Raw genomic sequence first — 23565 nt, 5'->3', positions numbered from 1 at the left:
CTACGCCATCAGCGCCGCCGGACCTTGATCCAGATCGACCGACGGCTTCGGCGCGCGCATCACCAAGCGGTACAGCAGCGGCACGGCAAACAAGGTGAGCACCGTCGAAAAGCCCAGGCCCCACACGATGCTGGCCGCCACCGGCCCCCACATCAGCGACTTGCCGCCGAGCCCGACCGCCAGCGAGAACAGGCCACCGATGGTCGTGGTAGTGGTGATGAGAATGGGCACCACGCGCCGCCGCGCGGCATACACCGCGGCGTGCAGCACGCTCATGCCCTTGCGCAGCCTGTCGTTGGCCGCGTCGATCAGCACGATGGCGCTGTTGACCGCGATGCCGGTCAACGCGATCACGCCATACAGGGTGTACAGCGACATCGGGTTGCCGGAGACGAACAAGCCGAGCACCACGCCGGTGAAGGCCAGCGGTACGGTCACCAGGATCAGGATCGGCTGCCAGTAGCTCTTGAACTGGGTGGCGAGGATCAGATAGATCAGGCCGAGGCCGAAGGTGAACAGTTTGACCATCGAATCCAGACTCTCCTGGATGTCGTCCAGCTCGCCCGAGAAGTCCAGCGCCACGGTCGGGAAGCGCGGCTGCATCTCGGCCCAGGCGGCCTTGAGCTGCGCGTTGGCGGTCACGGTGTCGGTGGTGTCGGGCGCCAGATCGGCCTCGACGGTAATCGCCCGACGCAGCTGATAGTGGCGGATATAGCCCTTGGAGATGCGCATCTCGGCGTCGACCAGCTCGCCCAGTTGCACTTGCCGGCCGTCGTCGAGCGGCACGGTGCGCTGGAGCAGCGCGTCGATGTCGCTCAGCGTCTGGGGCTGGGCGCGCACGATCAGATCGACCTTCTCGCCATCGACGCGCACGCTGGCCAGCGTTTCGCCCTCGCCATACAGGCGCAGCAGCCGCGCCACGGTGGCCGGCTGCACGCCGGCGCGGGCGAGTTTTTCGCGGTCGAGCGTGAGGCGCATTTCGGTGCGGCCGGGCACGTCGTCGTCGGTCAGGTCCTTCACGCCGACAATTTTCGCCACCTCGGCCTTGAGCGCATCCGACGCGGCGCGCAGCGTGGCGTAGTCGTCTGCCTTCACCTTGACGCTGATCGGCTTGCCCGAGGGCGGCCCGCCCTTCATCTCAAGAAAAGACAGCTTGGCCTCTCCGGTGTGCGCCATCACCGCGTCGCGCAGGCGCTCGATGATCTCGCCGGTGAAGGCGCCATCGGTCTGGCGCGGCGCCAGCGACACCAGCACCTGACCGTACTGGTCGCCGTAGAGCGGCTCGGTTTCGGTAAATTTGAGGCCGGCGTATGCGGTGACGGTGCGCATCTCGGCCGGGTCGAGTTGCTCGCGGATGGTATCGGCCACCCGGTCCGCCTGACTGAGCGTGCGCTCCAGCGCCATGCCGGCAGGCATGTCGACGTTCACATAGAAGAGCCGCATCGAGTCGAAAGCGAAGAACTGCTGCTTGACCACCCCGCTGCCCACCATCGCACCGGCGCCGACCACGGTCAGCAAGACCACCAGCAACGCCAGCTTGGGCCATCGCATCACGCGGATCAGCGCGCGCGAGTAGCGCAGCCGCACCCAATGGGTGAAGCGCACCCGCCGCGCCTGGCCAGCACTCTGGCCCCCACCGGCTTTGGGGCGAATGCTCAACACATGGGTCGGCAGAATCCAGAAGGCTTCAAACAGACTGACCCCGAGCGCCACGGTGACCACAAAGGGCACGACAAACATGAACTTGCCGAGAATGCCCGGCAGCAACATCAGCGGCAAAAAGGCGGCCATGGTGGTGAGCACTGCGCTGGTCACTGGCGCCGCCACTTCGAGCACGCCGTTGATCACCGCCTCGCGCGCCGGTTCGCCGCGCTGCATGCGGTAGTAGATCGCCTCGATCACCACCACCGCGTCGTCCACCAGCATGCCGAGCGCAATCACCACGCCGAGCAGCACGGTGAGGTTGAGCGTCGAGCCGATGGCATTGACCACCAGAAAAGTGCCCGCCAGCGAAAACGGCACGCCGATCCCGACCAGCAGCGCCATGCGCGGGCCGAGAAACGCCCAGCACATCACCAAAACCGCGATCAGGCCGAGCAGCGCGTTGGATTCCATGATGCCGATCGCGTTGCGGGTCATGTCGGTCTGGTCGTCTAGCATCACCAGCTGCACGCCCTGACTCTCAAGCAGCGGGTTGCGGGCGCTGGCGAAGGCGCGCAGCTCTTCGACCAGCGACAGCGTATTGACCCGGCTCTGCTTGGTCACCGACAACATCACCGCCGGCTGGCCGTGCACGCTGACGCGTTGCGTGGTGCGCTCATGCCCGCGGCTGACCTCGGCCACCTCGCCCAACGCGACCCGGCCTTGCGGCGTGATCAGGGCCGTCGCGGCCAACGTGTCAGGGTCGTCGGTCTTGCCTTCGAGGCGCACCAGCCATTCGCGGTCCTGCACGCGCACCCGGCCGCCCAGCGTATTGCGGAACCAGCCGAGCACCGAATCGGCCACCTGCACCGGCGACAGCCCACGCGCGGCCAGCGCCGCCGGGTCGAAGTCGACATGCAGCTCCGGATCGTCCAGACCGGCGGCGATCACCTTGTCGACGCCGGGCAGGCGTTCGAGGTCTTTCTTGAGGTCGAAGGCCGCCCGGCGCAGGCGCTCATCCAGCGCCGGGCCATACACCGCCAGAATCGCGGTCGGAAAGCCGTTGGAGGTGGTGATCTCCACCACCTGCGGGTCGGTCGCCTCCTCGGGCAACTCGTCCGAGGCCTTGTTCTGGATCTCGCGGCGCAGGTCGGCGATGCGCTTGTCGAACTCGCGCTCGGACAACTCATTGAAGCGCACCAGAATCGACGACAGGTTTTCGCGGCTGGATGAAGACACATACTTGATGTCCTTTACCTGCGCGATGGCGTCTTCCAGCGGCGAGGTCAGCTCCTGCTCCACGTCTTCGGCCGACGCCCCCGGCAAGACCGTGGTGATGTTCACCCAGTTGAAATTGATCTCCGGGTCTTGCGCCCGCGGCATCAACACATAGGTGAGTGCACCGCCGATCAGCACCAGCGCAAACGCGATATTGGCCAGCGGGTGGTTGTCGATCAGGCGGCGGTAAAAGCCCATCACTGCGTCGCCCCGACCGGCTTGAGCCCGATCTGGAAGCGGCCTTCATCGACCACCGGCAGCGTCGCCGGCCAGTCGGTGGGCACCAGCACCGGCCGCCCCTGCTGGGCCTCGGGCAGGGCGCGGAAGACCGGCGCATCGCCGGTCAAGACATACACGCCGAAGACGCCGTCGCGCTTTTGCACATAGGCCGGCGGCAGCATCGGCCGTTCGCCCTGCCAGCGCACTTCGCCCGCCAGACCGATCGGCATCGGGCCGGTCGGCGCAAAGATCACGTCCTGCGCCTGGGCCACGCGGTCGACCAGCGGCGATACCCGCTGGAGCGCCAGCGGCACCTCGAGCCCGGCGGCGTCGAGCACCCAGGCCTTGGCCGCGCGTACGCTGGCAATCTGCGACACCGGCACACTCGCCCGCACCTCGGGCGTGGCCGTCGCGGCCAGCACCAGCACCGGCGCGCCGGGCGAAACGTAATCGCCCACGCTGGCCAGCCGGGACTTGACCACCCCATCGAAAGGCGCGGTGAGCGTGGTGCGCGACAGCGCCAGGTCGGCCGCGGCGAGCTGTTGCCGGGTGGCGGCGAGTTCGTTCTTGCGCACCACCAGCTCGGTTTCCTTCACCCGCAAGGCGTCCGCGCTCAGGAACTCGCGCTTGGCCAGCGCCCGGTTCTGCGCCAGCTGCGATTCGGCCAGCCGCAGCTGGCTGGCCACCAGCGCCACCTGCGCCTTGGCGCGATCGCGCTCGATGCGGTGTTCGCGGTCATCCAGCGCCAGCAAGGTCGATCCGCGCTTGACGGTTTCGCCAACGCGCACGGGTAGCGTCTTGATGCGCCCGGACACCGCCATGCCCAGCTGGGCTTCATCCAGCGCATTGGCCGTGGCATTGACGCGATAGACCGGATACACCGCCAGCTCGGACAGCGGGCGAGTGGTCAGTTCGGCGGCCTGTGCAGCCAGTGGCAGCAGGGCGCACAGAGCGAGAAAGCGCAATGAAGTCATGTGGCATGCGGCCGGCCAATGAGGCCGGCGCGTCCCGTCACTGAAAGCGCAGAGTTTAGCGCGCCCGCATGACGGATGCAGGCACAATCACTCCGCCGGCCGCCAGCCCAATCCGCTCAGCGTGTCGGCGATCGGCTTGTACTCGCAACCGATCCAGCCCGTGTAGCCGAGCGCATCGATGTGCCGGAACAAAAAGGGAAAGTTGATCTCGCCCGTGCCCGGCTCATGCCGCCCGGGGGTGTCGGCCAGCTGCATGTGGCCGATCATCGGCAGATAGCGCGACAACGTATTGGCCAGCTCGCCCTCCATGCGCTGCGCATGGTAGATGTCGTACTGGATGAACAGATTGTCCACACCCACGGCGGCGGCGATCTGCGCGGCCTGCTCGGTGCGATTGAGGAAGAAACCGGGGATATCGAAGGTATTGATCGGTTCGATCAGCAGCCTCAGGCCGGCCGCCTTCAAGGCGCTGGCGGCGAAGCGCAGGTTGTCGACAAAGGTCGCCAGCGCGCGCTCGGGGTCCACACCCTCGGGCCGAATCCCCGCCAGGCAGTTGAGTTGCGGGCAGCCCAGCGCCCGCGCGTAATCGATGCCGCGACCGACGCCATCCTGAAATTCCCCCACCCGATCCGGATGACAGGCAATGCCCCGCTCGCCGGCGTCCCAGTCGCCCGGCGGTAGGTTGTGCAGCACCTGCACCAGTGCGTTGGTCTGCAGCGCCTCGACCAGCTGTGCGGCGGGCCAGGCGTAGGGAAACAGGTACTCGACGCCTTCAAAGCCCGCGTCCGCCGCGGCGGCAAAGCGATCGAGAAAGGCCTGCTCGTTGAACAGCAGGGTCAGGTTGGCGGCAAACTTTGGCATGGCGACGGTCCGGCGATAAAGGCAATCGCCGCCAGCATAACCGCGGCGCCGGCGGCACGAAACCCGCGCTCAGCCACCCCGACGCTTTTTACGCGCGGGGGCGACCGCCCCCGCCGGCTGGGTGGCGGCACTGATGGCCACAATCGCCGGATGGGTCAGCTTGCGCTCGGTGGTGATGCCGTAGGTCTGTTCGGTCAGCCCCGGAATCTCGCCCACCGCCGCCACGCCGTACTGCGCCTGCACATCGGGCACCACCGCGCTCGGCGCACAAAAGAATCCGGCCCCCGCACCGCCAAAAGCCTTGAGCAGCGCGCTATCGTCGAACTCGCCCACAATCTGCGGACGCAAGCGCTCCGCCTCGAACCACTGCATCAGCGGCACGCGCACCGCCACGTCTTCGCCCGGCAACAGAAACGGCGCCTCGTCCAGACAACGCGGAAAGTCGCCGGCAAACCGGGCGAGCAGCGCCGGTGTCGCCATCACGGTCAGCCGGCTTTCACCCAGCAAGTGGCTGTAGGCCCGCACGTTGTAACGCGCCGGCATGGGTCGGTCAGCAATCACCATGTCGAGGTGATGCACCGACAACTCCGCCAGCAGTGGCGCCAATCGCCCCTCGCGACACACCAGCCGCACCGGCGCCTCCAGCGTCAGGGTCGGCGCCACCAGCCGGTAGGCCATCTGCTTGGGCACGGAGTCGGCAATACCGACCCGGAACGGCGGCGCCTGCGCGGCATGGGCGTCGTGCAATACATCGAGCAACTCATCACCGAGCGCGAAGATCTCCTCCGCGTAACGCAGGATGCGCTGGCCCGCCTCGGTCACCACCAGGCGTCGCCCGGTACGTTGAAACAAGGCCACCCCCAGCCGCTCTTCAAACGCCGTGATCTGACCGCTGATCGACTGCGGCGTCAGGTGCAGCTGCTCACTGGCGCGGGCAATGCTGCCGGCCTTGGCCACCATCCAGAAGTAGCGCAAATGCTTGTAGTTGAGTGTAGCCATGCCACCAACACCTCGGATTTTTCTAACAACACATGAACTTTATTCGATTTGTTCGTACCAATCACTACGACTACACTGCAACGCGTAGAAACGGCTTTTGAGCGAGGCTTCGCTTCGGGCGACCCGCCAGCCGGCAACAAACATCAGAAACCATACGGAGCGCACCATGAACCGCACTTCCCCCTTCCCCACCGACGTCGGTCGCGGCCAGCAAAGCTCGGTCCTGGCGACCAACAAGGTCATCCGCAACACCTACATGCTGTTGTCGGTCACGCTGCTGTTCTCGGCCCTGACCGCGGGTGTGTCGATGGCGTTGGCCCTGCCGCACCCGGGCATGATCATCACCCTGGTCGGCTACTTCGGCCTGCTGTTCCTGACCAGCAAGCTGCGCAACAGCGCCGGCGGTATCGTCGCCGTGTTCGCGCTGACCGGCTTCATGGGCTACACCCTGGGCCCGATCATCAGCCACTACCTCAACATGCCCAACGGCACGCAAACCGTCATGACTGCCATGGCCGCCACTGGCGCCATCTTCCTCGGTCTGTCGGGCTACGCGCTGACCACCCGCAAGGACTTCTCCTTCATGGGCGGCTTCCTGATGGTGGGCATCATCGTCGCCTTCCTGGCCGGCCTGGGCGCGATCTTCTTCAGCATCCCGGCCCTGTCGCTGACCGTGTCGGCCGCCTTCGTGCTGCTGATGTCCGGCCTCATCCTGTATGAGACCTCCAACATCATCCACGGCGGTGAAACCAACTACATCATGGCCACCGTCACGCTGTTCGTGTCGATCTTCAACCTCTTCACCAGCCTGCTGCACCTGCTGGGCTTCATGAACGACGACTAAGCGCTCCACCCCGCTGCGCGGGGCTTCTGGCATCCACATCGGGCAGCCCATCGGGCTGCCCGATGTTTTTTGGCGCACCGCCGGCGCTGCGACGGATCGTCGCGATCACGGGTTTTCGGGAAATAGATTCATACAATAAGTATCTTTATTTTTATTTGATGCATTCTTGATGTATCTTAAAAATCCTCCCGCCCACCCCCGGCCCACCGTCAAGGACTCTCGAAGATGTTGATCCGCGCTTACGCCCTGCCCGCACCCTTTCCACGCCACACCCTCACCGCGGCCTTGCTCGTAATCTGCCTGCCCCCGACCGCCCTGGCCGACGGTGTCACGCAACTGCGCGACGTGGTGGTTACCGGCACGGTCGATTCGCCCACCCACTTCACCAGCCCGTCCGTCCTGATCAGCCCCGAGCAGGCCGAGCAGGTCAACGCGACCTCGGTCGAGGATGTGTTCAAGTACGAACCGAGCATGGTGGTGCGCAAGCGCTACATCGGCGACTCCAACGGCACGGTCGCCATGCGCGGCGCCAACATGTTCCAGACCGCACGCACCATGGTCTTTGCCGACGGTATGCCGCTGCATTCGCTGCTCGAGACTCGTTGGTCGGGCGCGCCGCGCTGGGGTCTGGTGGCGACCGACGAGCTGGAATCGGCCGAGGTCATCTATGGTCCCTTCTCCGCCGAATACAGCGGCAACGCCATGGGCGGCGTGGTCAACATGAAGACCAAACTGCCCACCGAGCGCGTGCTGCACGCCGAAGCCGCGAGCTTCCACCAGCAGTTCGACCACCTCGGCGCCGACCAGACCTACTCGGGCCACCGCGAATACCTCGCCTTTGGCGACGCCTTCGGTGACCTGCGCCTGTTCGTGTTCCACAACCATCTGGAAAACAAGGGCCAGCCGCAGACCTTCCGCAGCCGCAGCGTGGGTACGCCGGCCGGCGGAGCGACCGTCATCACGGATGGCGCCGTCCGTGGCCGCGACAGCCAGAGCAGCGACGTGATCTGGGTGGGCGACTCCGGCCCCGCCGCCACCCTCACCGACCTGACCAAGTTCAAGCTTGGCTACACCCTGGGCGAATGGCAGGCCACCGCCACCGTCGCCTATGAAGACCGCGACTGGCGCACCCGCCCCACCAACTATCTGCGCGATGCCGCCGGCAACACGGTGTGGAGTGGCAACGCGGTCTATAACGGCGCCGGCTTCAGCGTGAGCTCGAGCCACTTCGCGGTCAGCGACCAGATCCGCCAGACCCTGCAACTCGGCCTTGGCCTGGAAGGCCCGCTCGGCCACAGCGGCTGGACGCTGGAGACCAACCTGAGCCACTTCGATGTGCTCAAGGATCACACCCGCAGCTCAAACAAGAACCCCGACGACCCGACCTACACCACCGCCGGCTCGGTGTCGGATTACGAAGACACCGGCTGGCTGTCGCTGGATGTGAAAGCCCGCACCGACCGCTTCGCCGGCCGCGACGACATGAACTTCGTCACCGGCTACCACTTCGACCGCAACAGCCTGGCCATCGACAGCTACGACTCCACCGACTACACCGTCGGCGCCAAGTCGGTGCACAACCAGACCACCGGCGGCAAGACCCGCACCCACGCCATGTTCGGCCAGTGGGGCTGGGACTTTGCGCCGCAGTGGGATATGGCCGTCGGCGCGCGTTACGAGCAATGGCAGACCTATGACGGCTTCTACTACAAGCACAAGACCGCCGCCCTGCTCGACTTCGAAGACCGCGACGCCACCGGCTTCTCGCCCAAGTTCTCGCTCGGCTTCCAGCCCGCAGACGCGTGGCAGCTGCGCTACTCGCTCGGCCGCGCCTACCGCTTCCCGATCGTCGAAGAGCTGTTCAGCAACGAAGAGAAGATCAACAGCAGCACCATCGCCAACGCAAAGCTGCGCCCCGAGGTCGGCATTCATCACAACTTCATGGTCGAGCGCATGCTGGCCAACGGCTTTGTGCGCGCCAACCTGTTCCATGAAAACGTCAAGGACGCCATCTGGAGCCAGACCGACGTCATCAACAGCGTGAGCACCTTCCTGCCCGTCGACAAGGTGCGCACCACCGGGCTTGAGCTGGTGCTGCAACAGAACCGCGTCTTCGCCCTGCCGGTCGACCTCAACGCCAACATCACCTGGACCGACAGCAAGATCGTCAAGAACAGCGCCGACCCGAGCACCGAGGGCAAGATCTTCCCGCGCATGCCGCGCTGGCGCGCCAACCTGCTCGCCACCTGGCATGTCGGCGACACGCTCGACACCTCGCTCGGCCTGCGCTACGCCAGCAACAGCTATGGCAACCTCGACAACTCGGACAAGGAAAGCAATGTGTACGGCGCGCAGGACGACTACCTGTTTGTCGACCTCAAGGCCACCTGGCGGGTCACCCAAACCGGCCACCTCGCGGTGGGCATCGACAACCTCTTCAACGACGAGGCCTTCGTCGCCCACCCCTGGCCGCAGCGCACGCTGTATGTCGAAGCCAAGCTGAGCTTCTGATGCACGCCCCCAACGCCCTGCGCCTTGCGCTACTGCTCTCACCGCTGATCGCCGGCACGGCCACGGCCGCCTCGCACGGCGGCCACGCTGCCGCCGCCGGCGGCCCGACCCTCGCCCAGTGTCAGGATGCCGCGGCCCTGCCCTCGCCCCACTGCGGCCGCGCGCCCAGCCCGGCCTTCGACGCGCAAGGCCGGCTGTGGCTGGCTTTTGTGCAGGGCGGCCATGTGTATGTCACCCATGGCGAGGATGGTGAAAACCGCTTTGCCCCCGCCGTGGCCGTGAATCCGCAGGCCGAGTCGATCTACAGCGACGGCGAAAACCGCCCCAAGATCGCCTTCACCCCCGCCGGCACGCTGGTGGTGAGCTGGACGCAGAAGATCGCCGGCGCCTACGCCGGCGATATCCGCTTTGCCCGCTCAAGCGATGGCGGCGGGCGCTTCGAGGCGCCAATTACCGTCAACGACGACCGCGCACCGATCAGCCACCGCTTCGATTCGCTCATCGTCGACGGTGCCGGGCGCATCACCCTGACGTGGATCGACAAGCGCGACCTCGCCCTCGCCAAGCAAAGCGGCACCGACTACGCCGGCGCGGCCATCTACACCGCCACGTCCCACAACGACGGCGCCAGCTTCGCCCCCAACCAGAAGCTCGCCGACCACAGCTGCGAATGCTGCCGCATCGCGCTCGCCACCGACGGCGAGCGCCCACCGCTGGCGCTGTGGCGCCATGTGTTCCCGGTCAATCAGCGCGACCACGCGATCGCCCGACTCGACCCCGCCACGCTTCCCGTCGCCGAGCCCATGCGCGCCACCGACGACGGCTGGGTGATTGAAGGTTGCCCGCATCACGGCCCCGACCTGAGCGTCGATACAGGCGGTCAAGCGCACATGGTGTGGTTCGCCGGCGGCGGCAAAGCGCCCGGCCTGCACTACGGCCGCATCGACCCGGCCACCGGCAAACGCAGCGCCGCCCACCGCCTCTCCCATCAGCCCGGCGCCAGCCGACCGCAAGTGCGCGCGCTCGGCAACGGTCGGGTCTTCGTCGCCTGGAAAGCCCTGCAGCCAAATGGCACGGTCCTGCTGATCAGCGAATCAAAAGACGGCGGCCAGCATTGGTCGCCCGAGCGCACGCTGGCCAGCACCGCAGGCGGCTCCGACCACCCGCTGATGATCGTCCGCCAGGGCGAGCTGTTCCTCTCCTGGCAAACCCAGGCCGATGGCTATCGCCTGATCCCGGTGCCGGCACCATGACGCGCCTCGCCGCACTCTTCATCGGCCTGCTCCTGCTCACGCGCCCTGCGCTGGCCGAGTTCAATGCCTTCGGCGCCGACAGCCTCGCGCAGATCGAGGCCCGCCGCGCCGGCAGCGACTTCGTGCTGGTGCTGTGGTCGGTGGACTGCCCCCCCTGCCTCAAGGAGTTGGCGCTATTCGGCACGCTCACCGACGCCCGCGCCCGCCAGCGCCTGGTGCTGATCGTCACCGACGACCCCGAGCGCCACGCCGAGGCTGACGTACTGCTCAAGCGCTTCGGCCTGACCGATCTGGAACACTGGGCCTTCGACGCCAGCGAGCCCGAGCGCCTGCGCCAGCGCGTCGACCCCGCCTGGTTCGGCGAGCTGCCGCGCAGCTATTTCTACCCCGCCGGCCAGCCCCGCCAGGCCCGCAGCGGGCTGATCGACCCACCCACACTGGGCCGCTGGCTCAGCACGCCGATCCCGAGCGCCCGGCACGACTGACCCGGCGCGGGGCGTAGAATCGGGGCTCCTGCCCAACACGCCCCGCCCATGTTCGAACACCCCGGCGAATTCGTCACCTTCCGCCCGGCGCCCTTTTTGCCGGGCGTGGAGCTGTACACCGCGCGGCTGATCGAGCACGCCTTTTCGGCGCATGTGCATGAGGGCTTCTCGGTCGGCGTGATCGCCAGCGGGGTCGAGCGTTTCCGCTATCGCGGCAGCGGCCACATCGCCGATCCGGCCACGCTGGTGCTGCTCAACCCCGACGAGCCGCACACCGGCGAGGCCGCCTCCGAGGGCGGCTGGCGTTATCACATGGTGTACCTGCAGCCGGCGGCGATGAGCGCAATTGCCGGGCCGCAGGTGTACTTTCCGCAGGCCACGATCAAGGACGCGGCGCTGGCGCACGCGCTCTCGACTGCCTTCGTGCGCATGTGGCAAGCCGACGAGCCGCTGGCCGCCCAGACCGCACTGACCGACGCCATCCTCGGCATCGCCGAGCGCCACGGCCGCCATGCGCGCCGTGTGGCCGATCCGGCGGCGCTGCGCTTCGATCGCGTGGTGGACTACATCGAGGCACATCTCGACCAGGCGCTGGACCTCGAACAGCTCGCCGCCATCGCCGGATTGTCGATGCACCACTTTGCCCGCGCCTTCGCCAACCACTTCCACCTCAGCCCGCACCGCTATGTGCAGGCGCGCCGGGTGTTGCGCGCCAAGCAGTTGCTGGCCGGCGCACAGCGACCGCTGGATGTCGCGCTGGACGCCGGCTTCACCGACCAGAGCCACCTCACCCGCTGGTTTCGCCAGGCCTACGGCGTGACGCCCGCCGAGTATCAAGCGCAAATCGGTACAAGACCGGCGCGCCGCTAAGCCCTAGTCTGACGGCTCATTCACAGCCCTCAGGCCGATCATGTCCTTCTTTCTGTCCGCTTCGGCGAGCGCATGCTCGCGGGTCTGAGCGCCGCCCTTGGCGCCGGGCTGCTGTGGGGGCTGGTGTTCATCGTGCCGCTGATGTTGCCGGACTACTCCGGCGTGATGCTGGCGGCCGGGCGCTATATCGCCTTCGGCGTGCTGGCCCTGTTCCTCGCCCGCGCCGACCGTGCCGCGCTCAAGCGCCTGACGCGGGCCGACTGGATCGACGCGGCCAAGCTGGCCCTGATCGGCAACGTGATCTACTTCGCCGCGCTGGCCAGCGCGATCCAGCTCGCCGGCGTAACCGTACCGACCATGATCATCGGCACCTTGCCGGTGGCCATCGCCATCACCGCCAAACTCACCAGCCAGGATGCGGCCGACCATGGCCTGCCGTGGCGCCGGCTGCTGCTGCCGCTGACCGTGATCCTGGCCGGCCTGATGCTGGTGCACGCCCAGACCGACGACGCCGGCGACATTGCGCACGACGCCCGCTACTGGAGTGGTCTGGCGGCGGCTGTCGTGGCGCTGGTGTGCTGGACCTGGTACCCGCTCAACAACAGCTACTGGCTGCGTCGCCAGCCGACCGGCCTGGCCCGCGCCTGGGCCACCGCGCAGGGGCTGATGACGCTGCCGCTGGCCCTGTTGGCGCTGGCCGGTATCGCACTGTGGCAATGGACCTCCACTGGCACCGTCGACATCGCCGGGCCGCGGCCGGGGGTGTTCATCGCCCTGATGCTGCTCACCGGTCTGCTCGCCTCGTGGCTGGGCACGCTGCTGTGGAACCGCGCCAGCCACCTGCTGCCGCCGGGGCTGGCCGGCCAGCTGATCGTCTTCGAGACCCTCGCCGCGCTGGCCTACGGTTTTGTCTGGTACGAACGCTGGCCGAGCCTCGCCGAGATGGGCGGCATCGCCTTGCTGCTGACCGGCGTGATCCTCGCCGTACAGGCCTTCCGTCGCCGGCCCGCGGCCGTGGCACAAGCACTTGGCAACTGAGCGCGTGAAGAAATCGTAGCGAGCGTAGTCGATGTGTTCATGACGGCTGAGCCGGCCAGCCCCCCGGCGCGCCCGACTGTCGGCGATCTTTACACGCCACTCATCCCCCCCGCCGCGCTTGAACGCCCACCCGGTACGGGTTGTCGGCAGACATGCCGGAACGGCGCCGACCCGGGTGTGCCATCCAGGGAACACAATCGATGCGAATCACCACCGCGCCCGCCCGCCACCGACCGGGAATCGCCCGTAACTCATTGATTGTTTTGCGATGTCATAAGCGGCACGAATAATGCCGAGAGAGTTCAACACGGCAGAGGGAGCATGCACATGGACTCGCAAACGCAAAAAACCGGCCTTGTCTGGCTGACCGCCGTCGTCACCGCGCTTGGCGCAGGCCCGGGCGCACTGGCCGCATCGCTCGCGCCCGACACCACCATCGAAGCCAAGGGTGAGCGCGCGCACAGCACCGCGAGCATCGCGGCGGCCCAGCCACCCGGCCTTGGTCGGGGATGGCACTTCGCCACACGCCGGGCGCCGTCGGCCTACACCTCCACCCGGCCTGGGCGTCGTCCACCGACGCGACTGCGGCGCAGCACCTGCGCGGCGGGGTGTTCAAGGTCGCATTCGCCGATCCGCGCGGGCCCGACCGCCCGGCCGCCCTCCCGCCGCGTGGCGACACCCTCCGGCTCGATGCCGATTGCGTCGCCGTCGACGCCCACGGCGCCTGCCAGCGCGAGACGCCACCGCAAGCGCGCGCGGCGGCTCAGTCCCATGCCCGAACCGCAGCCGCAAATGGCATTGCCTTGTTGAGCCTGATCGCGCTCTGGCAGCGCCTGGCACGCCGCTGACGCCGGCACCACCCGGGGCATCGACCGGACAGGTCAGCGCACGCACCTCCGGATCAATATCACCCCGCCTCGCCAACGGCCCGGTCGCGAAGGAACTTGGTCGCGCACAACGCGTCAGACGGACTGCGCCCGCCACGGGCTGCTAGAATCCGCCCATCATTTTCCTTGCGACCGCCATGTTCAGCCTGCTCGACCGCCCCCGCCTGCCCTTCTTCGCACTCTTTCTGGTGGGCAGCGGCCTGCTGGGTTTCGGCCTGTACCTGCAGCACGTGGTCGGCCTCGAGCCCTGCCCCATGTGCATCATGCAGCGCTACGCCTTCGCCGTGGCCACCTGCTTTGGCCTGATCGCCGGCCTGCACGGCAGCACCGGTGGCGGGCGCAAAGTGTATGGCGTGCTGATCACCCTGTTTGCGCTGGCCGGTGGCGGCGTGGCGGCATGGCAGAGCTGGATGCAGCGCTTTCCGCCGAGCATTGCCGAGTGCGGCCCGGGCATTGAATATCTGATGGAGAGCTTTCCGCTCACCGAACTGCTGCCGATGATCTTTCGTGGTGCAGGCGACTGCACCGCCATCGACTGGACCTTCCTCGGCCTGTCCATCGCCAACTGGTCGCTGCTGTCCTTCCTGGGCGTGCTGGCCTTCGGTCTGCATGTGATTTTCCGACGCGTCGCGCGCTAAGCCGTCGCCGCCCGCCTCACGCCTCTCGGCGGTGCGCCGCGCACTGCCATGGTGCAAAAACAGGCCTTCACAGGCCTTTTTTTGCGCGCTGCACCATTCCATCCCGCGCCAGCACACGGCTGGCACACCCCTTGCTAAATCCCGTCTGATACGGCGCCTAAGCTGCGCTGCACTGACAACGGATGACGGTTCGGCCCATGGGCTGGGCTGCAAGCAAGGGACACGACATGCGCAAACTGAAACTGGTGATGGTGGGCAACGGCATGGCCGGCGTGCGAACGCTGGAGGAGCTGATCAAGATCGCGCCCGACATGTACGAGATCACCGTGTTCGGCGCCGAGCCGCACCCCAACTACAACCGCATCCTGCTCTCGCCGGTGCTCGCCGGCGAGATGACGATTCAGGACATCATCCTTAACGACAAGCAGTGGTATGCCGACAACGGCATCGACCTGCGCCTGAACAACAAGGTCGTGAAGATCGACCGCAAGGCGCGCAAGGTGTTTGGCGAGGACGGCTGCGAGGTCGAATACGACCGCCTGCTGCTGGCCACCGGCTCCAACCCCTTCATGCTGCCGATCCCGGGCGCCGACCTGCCGGGCGTGATCGCCTATCGCGACATCGCCGACACCGACGCCATGATCGAAGCGGCCGCCCGCCACAAGCACGCCGTGGTCATCGGCGCCGGCCTGCTCGGCCTCGAAGCGGCCAACGGCCTGGCGCTGCGTGGCATGGATGTGAGCGTGGTGCACATCAGCGACTGGATCATGGAGCGCCAGCTCGACCAGACCGCCGCCAACATGTTGCGCAAGTCGCTCGAAGCCAAGGGCATGAAGTTTCTGCTGCCCAAATTCACCGCCGAGCTGCAGGCGGGCGAGTCGGGTCGGGTGTCGAAAGTGGTGTTCAAGGATGGCGACGCTGTGCCGGCCGATCTGGTGGTGATGGCCGCCGGCATCCGCCCCAACACCGCGCTGGCCGAATCCGCCGGCATTCATTGCAATCGCGGCATCGTGGTCAATGACACCATGCAGACCTACGATCCGCGCGTGTACGCCGTGGGCGAATGCGCCAACCACCGCGGCATCGCCTACGGTCTGGTGGCGCCGCTGTTCGAGCAGGCGAAGGTATGTGCCAACCACCTGGCGATGTTCGGCATCGGGCTGTACAAGGGCTCGGTCACGTCCACCAAGCTAAAGGTCACCGGCATCGATGTGTTCTCGGCCGGCGACTTCATGGGCGGCGACGGCACCGAGGACATCGTGCTCAACGATCCGGGTGCCGGCATCTACAAGCGCGTGGTGCTCAAGGGCGACAAGCTGGTCGGCGCCGTGATGTACGGCGACACCAAGGACGGCGCCTGGTATTTCCAGATGCTCAAGGACGGCCAGAACATCGGCGAGATTCGCGACCACCTGCTCTTCGGCAACAGCCACCTGGGCGACGCCGGCCACAAGGGCGTGAACTCCGCCGCGGCCATGCCCGACACCGCCGAGGTGTGCGGCTGCAACGGCGTGTGCAAGGGCGACATCGTCAAGTCGATCAAGGAAAACGGCTTGTTCACGCTGGACGAGGTGCGCAAGCACACCAAGGCGTCGAGCTCGTGTGGCTCCTGCACCGGCCTGGTCGAACAGATCCTGGCCTCGACCATCGGCGGCGCCTACCAGCCGGCCGACTCCAACAACAAGGCGGTGTGCGGCTGCACCGACCACTCGCACGGCGAAGTACGTAAAGCCGTGCGCGAACACAAGCTGCTGTCGCCTCAGGCGGTGATGGACTTCATGGAGTGGAGCACGCCCAACGGCTGCGCCTCGTGCCGCCCGGCGCTCAACTACTACTGCATCTCGACCTGGCCGCATGAAGCCAAGGATGACGCGCAGAGCCGCTTCATCAACGAGCGCGCTCACGCCAACATCCAGAAAGACGGCACCTACTCGGTGGTGCCGCGCATGCTCGGCGGGCTGACCACGCCGGCGGAACTGCGCGCCATTGCCGACGCTGCCGACAAATACCAGGTGCCGACGGTGAAAGTCACCGGCGGCCAGCGCATCGACCTGCTCGGCGTCAAGAAGGGCGATCTGCCGCTGATCTGGCACGACCTCAACCAGGCCGGCATGGTCTCGGGCCACGCCTATGGCAAGTCGATCCGCACCGTCAAAACCTGCGTCGGCTCCGAGCATTGCCGCTTCGGCACCCAGCGCTCGATGGAGATGGGCGTCAAGCTGGAGAAGATGCTGTTCGGCATGTACAGCCCGCACAAGGTCAAGCTGGCGGTGTCCGGCTGCCCGCGTAACTGCGCCGAGGCCGGCATCAAGGACGTGGGCGTGATCGGTGTCGATTCGGGCTACGAAATCTACGTCGCCGGCAACGGCGGCATCAAGACCGAAGTGGCGCAGTTCTTCTGCAAGGTGCAGACCGACGAGGAAGTGAAGGAAGTCTCCGCCGCCTTCCTGCAGCTCTACCGAGAAGAGGGCTTCTACCTCGAGCGCACCGTCCATTACATCGAACGCGTCGGCCTCGACTATGTGAAGAAGCGAGTGCTCGACGACACGGCCAACCGCAAAGCGCTCTACGAGCGGCTGTTGTTCGCGCTGCAGGGCTACGTCGATCCGTGGCAAGAGCGCGCCGAGCAGCCCGAGCTGCGCCGCAACTTTGAAGACGTGACTGCGTGAGGCGCCTGACATGAATGAATGGGATCACTGGTGGCCCGTCGAGACCGACGATGAAGGCACGCCGCTCTAAGCACATTTCCTCGAATTGAGACACACCATGACGACACAATCACTCGACACCCCCACCGATCTGACCTGGCGGCCGGTTTTCAAACTCGACGAGATTCCGGTGCTCGGCTCGCGCGTGGTCGGCAGCACCGCCCACGGCGACATCGCGGTCTTCCGCAACCGCGAGGACGAAGTCTTTGCCGTGCATGACAAGTGCCCGCACAAGGGCGGCCCGCTGTCGCAAGGCATGGTGCATGGCCGATCGGTGACCTGCCCGCTGCACAACTGGAAGATCCAGCTCGAAAACGGCGAGGCGGTCGCGCCCGACAAGGGCTGCACCAAGCCCTTCGCCGTCAAGGTCGAGGACGGCATGGTCTTCCTCCAACTCTAAGCACGCCGCCGGCGCCAGGCCGGCCCGCACATCCATCACACAAGCGCAGGCAACTTGCTGCCCGCGCCGGCCCCGCTCGGCCCCAAGCCCGGCGAGACCCCAGATTTTTTACAGCATCACGAGGTGACACATGTCTAACGAGAAAGGCTTCAACCTGCTCTCTTTCACGGGGAAAATGAAGATCCTCCACCTGTCATGGATGGTGTTCTTCATCACCTTCTTCGTGTGGTTCAACCACGCACCGCTGCTGGGCGCCATTGCCAAGTCACTGGGGCTGGAGCCCGGGCAGGTCAAGACCCTGCTGATTCTCAACGTCGCGCTCACCATCCCGGCGCGCATCCTGATCGGCATGCTCACCGACAAGTACGGCCCGCGCATCACCTACGCCGCGCTGCTGTTCATCTCCAGCGTGCCCTGCTTCATGTTCGCGCTGGCCGACACTTTTACCCAGGCGGCCATCGCGCGCTTCCTGCTCGGCTTCATCGGCGCGGGCTTCGTGGTCGGTATCCGCATGGTCAGCGAGTGGTTTCCCGCCAATGAGCTGGGCACGGCCGAAGGCATCTACGGCGGTTGGGGCAACTTCGGCTCCGCTGCCGCGGCCATGCTGCTGCCGACGCTGGCCTTGGTGTTCGGCGGTGACGACGGCTGGCGCTACGCCATCGGCATCACCGGCGCGCTGAGCCTGATCTTCTCATTCATCTGGTACTTCAACGTCAGCGACACACCCAAGGGCTCGACCTATTTCAAGCCGAAGAAAAGCGGCGGCCTGGAAGTGACCAGCACCGGCGACTTCTACTTCCTGCTGCTGATGAAGATCCCGATGTATGCCGCGCTCGCGCTGCTGACCTGGAAGCTCTCGCCCGCCGGCGTCAAGATGATCTCCGAGTTCGCCGCCACCGCCGTCTATGTCGGCCTGGCCGCCATCTATGTGTATGACTGCTACAGCGCCTACGCGGTAAATCGCGAGATCTTCACCACCCCGGTGCCGGAGATGCATCGCTACAAGTTCAAGCAGGTCGCGGTGCTCAACATCCTGTACTTCGCCACCTTCGGCTCCGAGCTGGCCGTGGTCTCGATGCTGCCGCTGTTCTTTGCCGAAACCTTCAACCTCGACCCGGTGTATGCCGGCCTGGTGGCCTCGGCCTACGCCTTCATGAACCTCATGTCGCGCCCCGGCGGCGGCTGGATCTCCGACCGCTTCGGCCGCAAGAAGACGCTGCTCATCCTCACCGCCGGCCTGGCCGGGGGCTACGCCCTGATGGCGATGACCAACAGCAGCTGGCCGCTGTGGCTGGCCGTGGGCGTAGCGATGGCCTGCTCCTTCTTCGTGCAGGCTGGCGAAGGCGCGGTGTTTGCCGTGGTGCCGCTGATCAAGCGTCGCCTGACCGGCCAGATCGCCGGCATGACCGGCGCCTACGGCAACGTCGGCGCGGTGGTGTACCTCACCGTGCTGTCGCTAGTCAGCTACGAGATCTTCTTCAGCGTGATCGCACTCACCGCCGTGCTCGGCTTCGTCACCCTGCTGTTCATGGAAGAGCCGAAAGGCCACATGACCGAAGTGCGCGAAGATGGGTCGGTGGAGCTGATCAGCGTGAGCTGAGGCTGGGTAGAATCGACGGAAAATGCGTAGGTTGGGTTGAGCGCAGCGAAGCCCAACAATCAACATTGGAGGCTGGTACGGCTTTGCACGTTGGGCTTCGCTTCGCTCAACCCAACCTACGCCCGTAACCCACACCATGACAAAGGCCGGCCCCCGCCGGCCTTTCCCACAGGAGCTGACAGCCCATGAGCACGCGCCTTGAAGTGCGCTTCGGCGGCCACTCGATCGAAGGGGTCAAACCCGTCAATCAGGACGCCTTCGCGGCCCACCTGCCCGACGGGTCGGAGCGCGACCTCAAAGGCGCGGCGGCGGTGATGTGCGACGGGGTCAGCAGCGCGGCGGATTCCGAGATTGCCAGCCAGATGGCGGTCACCGGCTTCATCAACGACTATTTCAGCACCCCACCGACCTGGAGCGTGCGCAAGGCCGCCAGCCAGGTGCTCAACGGCCTGAACCAATGGGTGTATCGCCAGAACGCCGCGCGCCACGGCACGCGCGACAGCCTGCTCACCACCTTCTCGGCGGCGGTCATCAAGTCCAACACCTTGCATGTGTTCCATGCCGGCGACAGCCGGGTATGGCATATGCGCGGCAAGACGCTGGAGCAGCTCACCCGCGACCATGTGATGACCGAAGGCGGGCGCGAATTCCTCGCCCGCGCGCTCGGCGCCGACACCCGGCTGGAGGTCGACTACCTCACCCGCGAACTGCTCGAAGGCGACCGGGTGCTGCTCACCACCGATGGCGTGCACGGCGTGCTGCCGAGCACCCGCATCCGCGACATCGTCACCGCCGCCGACGGCGATCTCGAAACCCTCGCCCGTCAGCTGGTCGATGAGGCCCTCGCCGCCGGCTCGGACGACAACCTCTCGGCCCTGCTGGTGGCGGTCGACACCCTGCCACTCGAAACGCTCGAAGAAACCCACCGCCGCCTCACCCAGCGGCCGATCCCGCCGGTGCTCACCCCCGGCAACAAGATCGACGGCTACGAGGTACTGGACGTGATCTTCTCCGGCACGCGCAGCCACATGTATCTGGTCAAGGACATCGACACCGGCCAGCGCTATGTGCTCAAGGCGCCCTCGCAGAACTTTGCCGAAGATGCGCTGTATCTGGATGGTTTCATCCGCGAAGAATGGGTGGGGCAGCGCATTGACCACCCCAACGTGATGAAGACCTACCCGGGGCGGCCGACCAAGCAGTTCATGACTTATCTGGGCGAACACATCGAGGGCATGAACCTGCGCGAGTGGATGCAGGACAACCCCGAACCGCCGCTGGACGCGGTGCGCGACATCATCCGCCAGACCATCGCCGGCCTGCGCGCCTTTCAGCGCGCCGACATGGTGCATCAGGATCTGAAGCCCGAAAACATCATGATCAACCGTGACGGCCGGGTGAAGATTCTCGACTTCGGCACGGTGATGATCGCCGGCACCGACGAGATCGCCTCGCCGCTGGACAAATCCGTGCCGCAAGGCAGCGTCAATTACGTCGCGCCCGAATACCTGATGGGCGAGCGTGGCAGCTTCCGCTCCGACCTGTTCTCGCTGGCGGTGATTGCCTACGAGATGATCACCGGCGCCCTGCCTTTCGACGAACCGGCGGTCAAGCGTGTCAGCCTCAAGTCTTACACCGAGTTGGACTACATCCCCGCCCGCCACCGCCGCCACGATCTGCCGCTGTGGATTGAGGGCTGTCTCAAGAAAGCGCTGCAGCCCAATCCGGTCGACCGCTACCACGCCTTCTCGGAGTTTCTGCAGGACTTCACCGTGCCCAACCCGGCGCTGGTCGAGAACATCCGCCGTCAGCCGCTGATCCAGAAAAACCCGGTCGCCGTGTGGCAGGTGCTGTGCGTGATCCTGTTTCTGCTCAATCTCTGGCAACTGGCGCGCTGACTCGCCCTTTCGGCACGCGCATCCATTGGCCATACTGGGAGCAGTAGCTGGCCGCTCGGCTGGCCTTGTCTGGAGAACCATCATGCCCCGAATGCCCCGCCTGCTTGCGGCACTCGCCCTCGGTCTGCTGTGCCAGGGCGCGCTGGCCGCCTCGCCCAAGCCGCCAAGTGCGAGCACGACACCCGCCGAGCCAGCCGCGACAGGCAGCAAATACGTCGAGCCCTGCGCCTGCTCGGGCGGTCAGCGCCTGGTGATGACGCAGGCGCTGGTCTTCAATTGTGAATGTGGCGCCATGAAATGCGTGGTGACCGCGGTGGCCGCCAACAACGCCAAGGACAGCCCGGCGCCGACACTGGTGTGCCGCTAACTATTTGAGCACTTGTACGATCTGCGCGCCGAGCACGTATTTGCCCGACTCGGACTTGTGGCAACGCTTGACCTCCACCCGCACATGCAAGGGTGGGCGCTCCAGCCCGCCTTCGGGCTGGCGCACCAGCACGTCGAGCATTTCCGACAGACTCGGCACATAGTCGCTCTCCAGCGTCATGCCGCCGGGGCTCAGCTCAATGCAGTGCGCCGGCACGGCAGGCGCTTGGCCGGCGGGCTTGATCATGGCATTGCAGCCCAGGGGAATTCGCCGGGAAGCGCGTCGGTCGTCATATGGATTCATGGCTGATCGCTGGTACCGAGAGGTCAAAAAGGTCGCGGCGCGCAGGCACCACATCGAAGCACGCGGACATCTGAACAGACGCCGCCCAATCCTGAGAGATAACGGCGCACGGCCGGCAAACCGTAGGTTTTTTTGCGCCGGGCGAGCCTGCCCCTGGCGCGCCATGTCGCTCGCAAGCCCTCAGTGCGGATGCGGTGCGCAGTCGAGCATGAGCGCCGACATGTCGTCGTGAGCCGACGCGCCCGCCAGATGCTCGGCCAGCGCAATGCGCAACGCGTCGATGCGCATGTCCTTGGCATGCGCGCGCAACACTTCCTCCAGGCGCAAGCGCCCGAAGCCCTCGGCCTTGTCATTGGTCGCCTCAATGACGCCGTCGGAATACATCACCAACTGATCGCCCGGGAGCGTCCGGGCATGCGCAACTTCACAGCCTTCCGTGCCCGTTTCGATCACGCCAAGCGGCAGGTGATTGGATTCGAAGCGCTGGCGCACTCGTCCATCGGCCCCGACCAGCACCATCTCCGGCACCCCGCCCACCCAGATCTCGACATCGTCACCCTGACGATTCAGGCAGGCCAGCGCGGCGCCGACGAAACGGCCAATCGGCAAGGAGCGGTGCAAGACCGCATTCAGTTCGCCCACCAGCTGTGCCAGTGGCACGTCGCGCGCCACCAGCGCATAAAACACCGGCAACACCGGTTGAACGCTGATCGCCGCCGACAGGCCGTGCCCGGTCGCATCCGCCAGCATGGCGTAGAGCCGGCCGCCGGGCGAGCTGGCAGCGACCACGAGGTCGCCCGAAAACCGTCGCGCCGGCATCACCGTAAAGTGCACCCGCGCATCGCGCAGCCCGGCGGCGTCGACCTGGCTGGCCATGATCTGGCGGGCCAGTTCCTGCTCGCGTTGCTGCTCGTCGTGATAGCGCTGCAGGCGGGCGGCGTTTTCGGCCAGGGCGGCATGCTGAATGAGGCGCTCGCTGATATCGCGCATCACGCCGATATACAGGCGGTGATCATCGATCTGCAGCTCGGTCACGCCGACCTCTAGCGGAAACACCTCGCCATCGGCGCGCTCGCCTTGGAGTTCGCGGACGGTGCCAATCATACCGGCCGTCCCACCGGCCAGGTAGTTCGCCAGCTGACGGTCGCTCTGCCGGCCATCCGGCGGCGCGGCCAGCACGCTGACGCTCTTGCCGGCCAGCGCGTCGTTCTCGTAGCCGAACATCTTGCATGCGGCCGGGTTGGCGGACTGGATCACACCGGTCTCGTCGATGGTGATGATGCCGTCGATGACCGCATTCGATATGGCGTGCATCCGGTCCAGCAACTCGCGCTGCCGGCGCTCCATCTCGAGCAGGCGCTGGATGGTGCGCATCTTGGCCGCGAATACCGCGAAAGACACAGGCTTGACCAGGTAGTCGTCCGCGCCGGCGTCCAGGCCAGCGACGATATCGGCGTCGGAGTTGAGCGCCGACATGATGACGATGGGCGTCCAGATGGCGCCTTGCCGCTCGCGCACCAGCCGGGTGGCCTCAAAGCCGTCCATGCGTGGCATCATCAGATCCATCAGGATCATGTCGGGGCGACGCTGACCAAAGCGCTCAAGCGCTTCGACGCCGTCAACGGCGAACACGGCCTCATGCCCCAGTTTGGCAAGAAAGGCCGCCATCAGGTTTCGGTTGGCGGAGGTGTCATCCACCACGAGAACGCTCAGCGCTGCACTCGACATCGTATCGCTCGTTATTCTGCCGACGCGCGTCATGCCGCGGATTTCTCCGCCACGGCCGCGTCA

The 23565-nt window shown here is 66.1% G+C and carries 19 protein-coding genes; 13 read left to right on the top strand and 6 right to left on the bottom strand.

The window, feature by feature from the left end; translation table 11 throughout:
• The 4 genes from FHP89_RS04135 to nhaR all read right to left on the bottom strand — a co-directional run bounded on the left by FHP89_RS04135 (position 1) and on the right by nhaR (position 5972).
• On the bottom strand, positions 1–3117 hold the full coding sequence (locus FHP89_RS04135) for an efflux RND transporter permease subunit (protein WP_144179186.1): 3117 nt from the start codon (positions 3115–3117) through the stop codon (positions 1–3).
• Entirely contained in the window at positions 3117–4112 is a 996-nt protein-coding gene (locus tag FHP89_RS04130; protein WP_144179185.1) for an efflux RND transporter periplasmic adaptor subunit, read from the bottom strand. The genes FHP89_RS04135 and FHP89_RS04130 overlap by 1 nt, the downstream gene beginning before the upstream one ends.
• A gap of 87 nt (positions 4113–4199) precedes the next feature.
• Entirely contained in the window at positions 4200–4973 is a 774-nt protein-coding gene (gene hyi / locus FHP89_RS04125; RefSeq protein WP_144179184.1) for a hydroxypyruvate isomerase, read from the bottom strand.
• A gap of 69 nt (positions 4974–5042) precedes the next feature.
• On the bottom strand, positions 5043–5972 hold the full coding sequence (gene nhaR / locus FHP89_RS04120; protein ID WP_144179183.1) for a transcriptional activator NhaR: 930 nt from the start codon (positions 5970–5972) through the stop codon (positions 5043–5045).
• Positions 5973–6138: 166 nt separating this feature from the next.
• Between nhaR and FHP89_RS04115 the strand changes: the two genes are divergently transcribed.
• The 13 genes from FHP89_RS04115 (at position 6139) to FHP89_RS04055 (ending at position 21471) form a co-directional block, all read left to right on the top strand.
• Positions 6139–6816, top strand: coding sequence for a Bax inhibitor-1/YccA family protein (locus FHP89_RS04115; RefSeq protein WP_144179182.1), 678 nt, complete (start codon positions 6139–6141; stop codon positions 6814–6816).
• A 225-nt stretch (positions 6817–7041) separates the two neighbouring features.
• Positions 7042–9327 (top strand): TonB-dependent receptor, encoded by a 2286-nt coding sequence (locus tag FHP89_RS04110; RefSeq protein ID WP_144179181.1) that lies wholly within the window; start codon positions 7042–7044, stop codon positions 9325–9327.
• Positions 9327–10580, top strand: a complete 1254-nt coding sequence (locus tag FHP89_RS04105) for a sialidase family protein (RefSeq protein ID WP_144179180.1) — start codon at positions 9327–9329, stop codon at positions 10578–10580. The genes FHP89_RS04110 and FHP89_RS04105 overlap by 1 nt, the downstream gene beginning before the upstream one ends.
• Positions 10577–11065, top strand: a complete 489-nt coding sequence (locus FHP89_RS04100) for a TlpA family protein disulfide reductase (protein WP_144179179.1) — start codon at positions 10577–10579, stop codon at positions 11063–11065. The genes FHP89_RS04105 and FHP89_RS04100 overlap by 4 nt, the downstream gene beginning before the upstream one ends.
• A gap of 48 nt (positions 11066–11113) precedes the next feature.
• A complete protein-coding gene (locus tag FHP89_RS04095) occupies positions 11114–11935 on the top strand; it encodes an AraC family transcriptional regulator (RefSeq protein WP_144179178.1) in 822 nt (273 codons plus the stop codon).
• A gap of 72 nt (positions 11936–12007) precedes the next feature.
• On the top strand, positions 12008–12973 hold the full coding sequence (locus FHP89_RS04090) for a DMT family transporter (protein ID WP_144179177.1): 966 nt from the start codon (positions 12008–12010) through the stop codon (positions 12971–12973).
• A 509-nt stretch (positions 12974–13482) separates the two neighbouring features.
• Positions 13483–13821 (top strand): hypothetical protein, encoded by a 339-nt coding sequence (locus FHP89_RS04085; protein WP_144179176.1) that lies wholly within the window; start codon positions 13483–13485, stop codon positions 13819–13821.
• Positions 13822–13997: 176 nt separating this feature from the next.
• The gene (locus FHP89_RS04080; protein ID WP_144179175.1) at positions 13998–14498 is read left to right on the top strand and encodes a disulfide bond formation protein B; all 501 of its coding nucleotides are present in this window, start codon (positions 13998–14000) and stop codon (positions 14496–14498) included.
• Between the two features lie 227 nt (positions 14499–14725).
• Positions 14726–17167, top strand: a complete 2442-nt coding sequence (nirB, locus tag FHP89_RS04075) for a nitrite reductase large subunit NirB (RefSeq protein ID WP_144179174.1) — start codon at positions 14726–14728, stop codon at positions 17165–17167.
• A gap of 97 nt (positions 17168–17264) precedes the next feature.
• On the top strand, positions 17265–17606 hold the full coding sequence (gene nirD / locus FHP89_RS04070) for a nitrite reductase small subunit NirD (RefSeq protein WP_144179173.1): 342 nt from the start codon (positions 17265–17267) through the stop codon (positions 17604–17606).
• 130 nt (positions 17607–17736) lie between these two features.
• Positions 17737–19206, top strand: coding sequence for a NarK family nitrate/nitrite MFS transporter (locus FHP89_RS04065; RefSeq protein WP_144179172.1), 1470 nt, complete (start codon positions 17737–17739; stop codon positions 19204–19206).
• A 185-nt stretch (positions 19207–19391) separates the two neighbouring features.
• On the top strand, positions 19392–21104 hold the full coding sequence (locus FHP89_RS04060) for a bifunctional protein-serine/threonine kinase/phosphatase (RefSeq protein WP_144179171.1): 1713 nt from the start codon (positions 19392–19394) through the stop codon (positions 21102–21104).
• A gap of 82 nt (positions 21105–21186) precedes the next feature.
• On the top strand, positions 21187–21471 hold the full coding sequence (locus tag FHP89_RS04055) for a hypothetical protein (protein WP_144179170.1): 285 nt from the start codon (positions 21187–21189) through the stop codon (positions 21469–21471).
• Here the strand turns inward: FHP89_RS04055 and FHP89_RS04050 are convergent, their stop codons facing one another.
• Positions 21472–21774 carry a PilZ domain-containing protein gene (locus tag FHP89_RS04050; protein ID WP_144179169.1) on the bottom strand — a complete coding sequence of 101 codons (303 nt, stop codon included), beginning with the start codon at positions 21772–21774 and terminating at the stop codon, positions 21472–21474.
• A 180-nt stretch (positions 21775–21954) separates the two neighbouring features.
• Positions 21955–23502, bottom strand: coding sequence for a SpoIIE family protein phosphatase (locus tag FHP89_RS04045; protein ID WP_186300366.1), 1548 nt, complete (start codon positions 23500–23502; stop codon positions 21955–21957).
• Positions 23503–23565 lie beyond the last annotated feature (63 nt).

Origin of the sequence: Denitromonas ohlonensis, assembly GCF_007625205.1 — a bacterium.
Classification (GTDB): Bacteria; Pseudomonadota; Gammaproteobacteria; order Burkholderiales; family Rhodocyclaceae; genus Nitrogeniibacter; species Nitrogeniibacter ohlonensis.
Note: the sequence above shows the minus strand (reverse complement) of the source record. Positions and strands in the feature narration are given on the sequence as shown.